We start from the raw sequence: 5,144 nt of genomic DNA on the forward strand, positions 1-5,144 counted from the left end.
TCGCGAGCAGCGCCGGCAGCAGGTAGACGCCGCCGTGCACTCCGTCCGACGCGCCGGACGGTACGACGTGGCCGGTGAGCGAGGAGGCGTCGACGGTGAGCCGTCCACCCGGGACGTCCTGGTCGACGCGCGCCCCCAGGGCGCTGATGATCCCGCTGAGCACGTCGCGGTCCGCGATGTCGGGGACGTTGCTGAAGCGCCACGGGGCGTCCGCCATGCAGGAGGCTGCCAGCGCCGGGACCAGCAGGTGCTTGAACCCGCCGACGGGCACCGGCAGTTCGGCCCGCAGCGGCCCGCCGTGGACGAGCCACCGTTCGGTGTCGGCAGCCGGCCCGACCACGGTCCGCGGGTCCTCGGCCACCGCCCGTCCGGCGCTCACCGCCACATCTCCACCTGGACGGTGCACCGCAACTCAGGTGCCCCCTCGGCCACCGGGGCGACCGCGTGCCAGGAGTTGTCCGACCTGGCGAAGAGCACCGACCGGCCACCGCCGGGGCTGATGGCGGCGTGCACCGGAGCGTCGTCGCCGGCCGTGCCGCGGACGAGGAACTCGCCGCCGTCCCCGGCGCCCCACTCCTCGTTCAGGTACAGCACGTGGGTGGCGCTCTTGTCGCTCTTGTCGGTGTGCGAGGACACCCAGTCCCCTGCCCGGAAGACGAACAACCCGACATCGAAGGAGGCGTCGCCGACGTCGGCGCCCACCACCTCCCGCACCCAGGCGCGGTAGTCCTCGCCCTGTATCGCGGTGGTGAACTCGGCCCAGTCGCTGCCCGCCTTGTCCAGCGCGGGCAGCGGCTCGCCGCGGTGGACCAGCGGCAGTACGTACATGCCGTAGGTCTTGTCACCGCCCGCGGTGCGCTCGGAGCGGGTGAACTCCGCCAGCGGCGGCATGGTGTCGCGCAGGCGGGAGCGCACCTCCGCGGGCAGCAGTCCGTGGACGGTCGACCAGTGGTACGGCTCGGAACTGGTGTCGCGGCGGGCGGCGAAGTCCAGCACAGGATCCTCCTCGGAGGCGGAACGGGCAGGTCACACGAAGGACGGGGCAGGTCACACGAAGGGAAGCCGACCGGCAGGACGCGGGCTTCGGATCACGCGGGTTCGGACCACCCGGGCCCGAGCCGCGCCGGAGCCCGGGCCCGGGTCAGATGGGGGGTTGCGGGGCCCGGGGGCCGAAGGACACCTCGGGCACACCCTCACGGCCCGGCTCGCGGCTGCGGAGTATCTGGACCTCCTCGAAGGAGGTCCGCTGCTCGCTGACGAGCCGCCAGATGATGCCGGCCACCTCGGCGGGGTCCATCATCCGGCCGTAATCGATCTCCAGGCCGGTGTGGAAGTCGGGCACCGCCAGACCGCCGGGATTGACCACGGTGACCCGGTTCGCCGGATGCGCCTCGACCAGTTCCGGCACCAGGGCCCGACTGACCTGCGCCTGGGCCGCCTTGAGCCCGCAGTACAGCGACTCCGACTCGCGCCGCTTCCAGCCGGACGACGAGGCGATGGTCACCAGGTGCACGCTGGAGGGGGCGGCCCGCAGCAGTCTGCGCAGCAGCCGCAGCGGGCCGGTCAGCAGCAGGCTGGTCAGTCCTTCGATGTCCTCGTCCCGGGTGTGCACCAGCGGCTTCTTGAGGAACGCGCCGGCCACCCAGAAAAGCACCACCGGGCCGGACAGCGACACGTCCGCGCCGGCCACGCTCGACGGATCCCGCAGGTCGAGTTCCCGCAGCTCGAAGCCCTTGGCGCGGTCCGGCGGCAGGTCGTGCACGGAACGGCCGTAGACGCAGGTGGGCAGGCCCGCGTCGCGGGCGCGCACCGCGAGCTGGTGGCCCAGCCCGCGGGTGCCGCCGATCACCGCCGCGGCACGCGGGACGGACGACTGTGAAGCTGCGGTCATGGAGACACCTCAGGAGGGGAGAAGGGTCGGGCGGGGGAGGGGCGGTCCTCGGACCGCGCGGTGAACTCCAGCAGCAGGAACCACGGTTCCGTGGCCACCTTGTCGAACTTCCGACCGAAGGCGGCACGGTGTTCCTCGCCGACCCGCGGCTCACGCAGGTCGGTCAGGGACAGCCCGGCCTGCCGGGCGTCGGCGAGCATGCTGCTCAACGGCCTGCGGTAGTAGCGGACGACCATCGGCGGCGGCCCGTAGGACGTCCACTCGTCGGTGAGCTGCTCGACGCCGAAGTAGTCGCCGCTGGTGGACAGTTCCAGGTCGCCGAAGGGGTGGTGGGTGGAGACCACCACCCGGCCGCCGGGGGAGAGCACCCGGCGGAACTCGGCCAGCACGGGCCGCCAGTCCCGCAGGTAGTGCAGGGTCAGTGAACAGACGACCAGGTCGATCGAGCCGGACGGCTGGAAGTCCAGGGGCTGCCGCAGGTCGTGCACGCGCACCGCGGCCCGTGGTCCGACCCGTTCCGCGGCGAGCCGCACCAGGGTGGGGCTGGCGTCCAGGGCCACCACCTCTGCGCCCTCGTCGACCAGTTGGCCGGTGAGCCGGCCTCCGGCGCAGCCGGCCTCCAGCACGCGCAGACCACGAGTCGAGCCCATCAGGGCGCGCAGTGCCGGGCGTTCCAGCAGCGTGTTGAAGGGGTTCTCCGCGCTGCCGCGGTCGTACTGGAGGGCGAACGGTTCGTAGTCCAGTTCGGGCATGGTCTCTCCTCGGCTCAGCATGCCGCCGGGGCGGGGGCATGGTCACCGGCGACGCCGGCACAGGCATCGTCGAGGATCTGCCACGCGCGGTCCAACTGCCCGGCCGTCGTCACCATCGGCGGCAGCAGGCGCAGTACCTCCGGCCGGCCCAGGCAGGGGGACAGCAGCAGGCCGCGCCGGCTCAGGTCCATCAACAGGTCGCCGGCAGCCGCCGGGGAGGCAAGCTCCAGTCCCCACAGCAGGCCCCGACCGCGCACCTCCCGCACCAGACCGGGATGCCGCGACCGGATTCCGGCCAGCCCCGCGCCGACCCGGGCCGCCAACGCCTCGCCGTCGCCGCTGTGGGCCTCCACGGCCTCCAGCGCGGCGACGCCGGCCGCGGCGCACAGCGGGTGCCCGGAGAACGTGGTGGTGTGCAGGAAGGGGTCGCGGGCCAGCGGCTCGTGGAACGCCTCGGTCGCCACCATCGCGGAGAGCGGCAGCACACCGCCCCCCAGCGCCTTGCCCAGCAGGACGGCGTCCGGGCGCAGTCCCGCCGCGACGCTCAGCGCTCTCGCCCCGCACCTGCGCAGTCCCGTCTGTATCTCGTCGGCGATGAGGAAGGCACCGGCCCGGCGCGTGTGTCGGGCCAGCGCGGTGAGGAACTCGGCGGGCAGTGGTTGGACCCCGCCCTCACCCAGGACCGGTTCCACGATGACGGCGGCCACGTCGCCCCCGTCAAATGCGGCTGCCAACCGTCCCACGTCGGCGGGCACATGGGTGACACCGCCGAGCAGGGACCGCACCGGGTCGCGGTAGCGGGCGTTCCAGGTCGCGGCCAGCGCCCCCAGCGACTTGCCGTGGTAGGCGCCCTCCACCGCGATCACCCGGGTGCGCCCGGTCCCGACCCGGGCGAGCTTCAACGCGATCTCCACGGCGTCGCTGCCGTTGAGCCCGAACCACACCCGCCGCAGCCGCCCCGGGTCGACGTACTCCGTCAGGCGCTCGGCGGCCTCCGCGGTCGCCGGGTTCCCCAGCACCCGGGTGGACGTGGGCATCCGGGTCAGCTCCTCGCCGACCCGGGCGAGCACGGTCGGGTGCCGGTGCCCCAACAGCGTCACGGCGTAACTGCCGAAGTCGAGCATCTCCCGTCCGTCGGAGAGGGCCACCACGGCGCCCCGGCCCTGCGCCTCCACCGCGTCGCCGCCGTTGATGCCGTACAGCAGGCCCAGGCTGCCGGAGATGTGCTCACGGACGCTGCGCAGTGAGGAGGCGCTGGAGTATGCGGTGCCCGCGCCCACCTCACACCCCCGCGGCCAGCGGTCGAGCCGCGGACGACGTGGTGCGGACGGCCTGCTCCAGCTGCACGAAGAACTGGTCGATCGCGTTGGTGGCGTAGCACCCGGACGGCAGGAAGAACGACAGGGAGCAGGCCGACCGCCCCGGGAACACCTCGTCGGACCTGACGTCGCGGATCCGCACCTGCGTCTGCACGACCGTCGGGCGCGGGGCGCGCTCCGCCCGCATCTCCCCTCCCACCCACCGGTACCGGCCGCACTCCAGGGCGGGACAGTTGGCGAGGACGGCCAGCGTCGCGCGCTCGGTCAGGGGGAAGACGTAGCGCAGCCCGGAGCGGTTCACCTCGGCGGTCTCAGCACCGGAGGTGCCGTCCGCCCCGGTGACGAGCTGCCGCACCTCCTCGTTCCAGCGGTAGGAGGCGTCGGAACACTGGTAGAAGGCCCGCACACGGGGGTCGAGCGAGGCCAGGAAGGAGCGGGCGTCACCCTGGTGGGCCGACGCGCGCCGCCCCTCGGCCGAGCCCGACGCGCGCAGCAGCGCGAACGCCGCCTGCTCGTCACCGGCCAGCAGGGCCGCGCCGAGCAGGTGGGTCTGCTTCGGCCCGCCCGGCACCCCGAAGCGCTGGGTGTCGTAGTAGTTGACGAAGAAGAGGCTGCGCCGGGCGGGCCCGGCCCGCAGCGCCTCCGCGAGTTCGGGGGAGAGGTCCCGGGCGACGACCCGGAAGCAGTTGCCGTCCAGGTCACCGACGGCGAGCGGCGCCCGACCCCAGCCGTGCGACGACACCCGCAGGTAGGCGTCCCCGGTGCGGTGGGCCGAGTTGAGTTCACCCAGTTGCCGCGGCGTCGCCGAACCGCGCAGCGACACGTACTGCTCGGTGACCCCGTCCTCGTCCTTCAGACCGGCCGCCGCCACCGCCGACGGGTCCACCGCCAGGTGCTCGGCGATCGCCGCGACCGCCTCGTGGGTGGTGTAGCCGCGCTTGCGCAGGAGGAGGAACTGGTGGTCGGCGTCCTCGGGCGGCACCGCGTCCAGCCCCAGGCACTCGGTGACGACGAAGTCCTCGGGAGTCGCTTTAAGGACGCAGGGGGGCATCCGGTTCCTTCCTGCCGGTGGGGTGGGCGCCTGCCGGTGACGGCGGGACGGCCCGGCCCCGGCCGCGGGAGCGCGTCGGGGGATGTTGCCGGTTCGGTGCGGCGCGGGCCCGGTCACGCCGGGCCCGCACC

6 protein-coding genes are annotated in these 5,144 nt (G+C 73.6%); all 6 read right to left on the reverse strand.

All coding sequences use genetic code 11. The annotated features are described in order from the left end of the window. Nucleotides 1-379 (reverse strand): hypothetical protein (locus tag ACYVE9_RS14880; RefSeq protein ID WP_461028322.1); only part of this gene is annotated, 379 nt, incomplete at its 3' end. Then, a complete protein-coding gene (locus ACYVE9_RS14885; RefSeq protein WP_461028323.1) occupies nucleotides 376-996 on the reverse strand; it encodes a 2OG-Fe(II) oxygenase in 621 nt (206 codons plus the stop codon). The genes ACYVE9_RS14885 and ACYVE9_RS14880, both read right to left, overlap by 4 nt. A gap of 145 nt (nucleotides 997-1,141) precedes the next feature. Beyond that, nucleotides 1,142-1,891, reverse strand: a complete 750-nt coding sequence (locus ACYVE9_RS14890; RefSeq protein ID WP_461028324.1) for an SDR family NAD(P)-dependent oxidoreductase — start codon at nucleotides 1,889-1,891, stop codon at nucleotides 1,142-1,144. Beyond that, on the reverse strand, nucleotides 1,888-2,643 hold the full coding sequence (locus tag ACYVE9_RS14895) for a class I SAM-dependent methyltransferase (protein ID WP_461028325.1): 756 nt from the start codon (nucleotides 2,641-2,643) through the stop codon (nucleotides 1,888-1,890). Before ACYVE9_RS14895 ends, ACYVE9_RS14890 begins: the two co-directional genes overlap by 4 nt. 14 nt (nucleotides 2,644-2,657) lie before the next feature. Beyond that, nucleotides 2,658-3,923: an aspartate aminotransferase family protein gene (locus ACYVE9_RS14900; protein WP_461028326.1), complete on the reverse strand. Its 1,266-nt coding sequence runs from the start codon at nucleotides 3,921-3,923 to the stop codon at nucleotides 2,658-2,660. Between the two features lies 1 nt (nucleotide 3,924). Further along, complete coding sequence (gene truD, locus ACYVE9_RS14905) at nucleotides 3,925-5,013, reverse strand: tRNA pseudouridine(13) synthase TruD (protein WP_461028327.1); 1,089 nt, start codon at nucleotides 5,011-5,013, stop codon at nucleotides 3,925-3,927. Nucleotides 5,014-5,144: the final 131 nt, after the last annotated feature.

Source organism: Streptomyces sparsus (genome assembly GCF_054776295.1).

What these genes read in the sequence shown, in the direction of transcription:
- ACYVE9_RS14895 (WP_461028325.1), bottom strand. Translation starts at nt 2,643, where the DNA reads ATGCCCGAACTGGACTACGAACCGTTCGCCCTCCAGTACGACCGCGGC.
- ACYVE9_RS14890 (WP_461028324.1), bottom strand. Translation starts at nt 1,891, where the DNA reads ATGACCGCAGCTTCACAGTCGTCCGTCCCGCGTGCCGCGGCGGTGATC.
- truD (WP_461028327.1), bottom strand. Translation starts at nt 5,013, where the DNA reads ATGCCCCCCTGCGTCCTTAAAGCGACTCCCGAGGACTTCGTCGTCACC.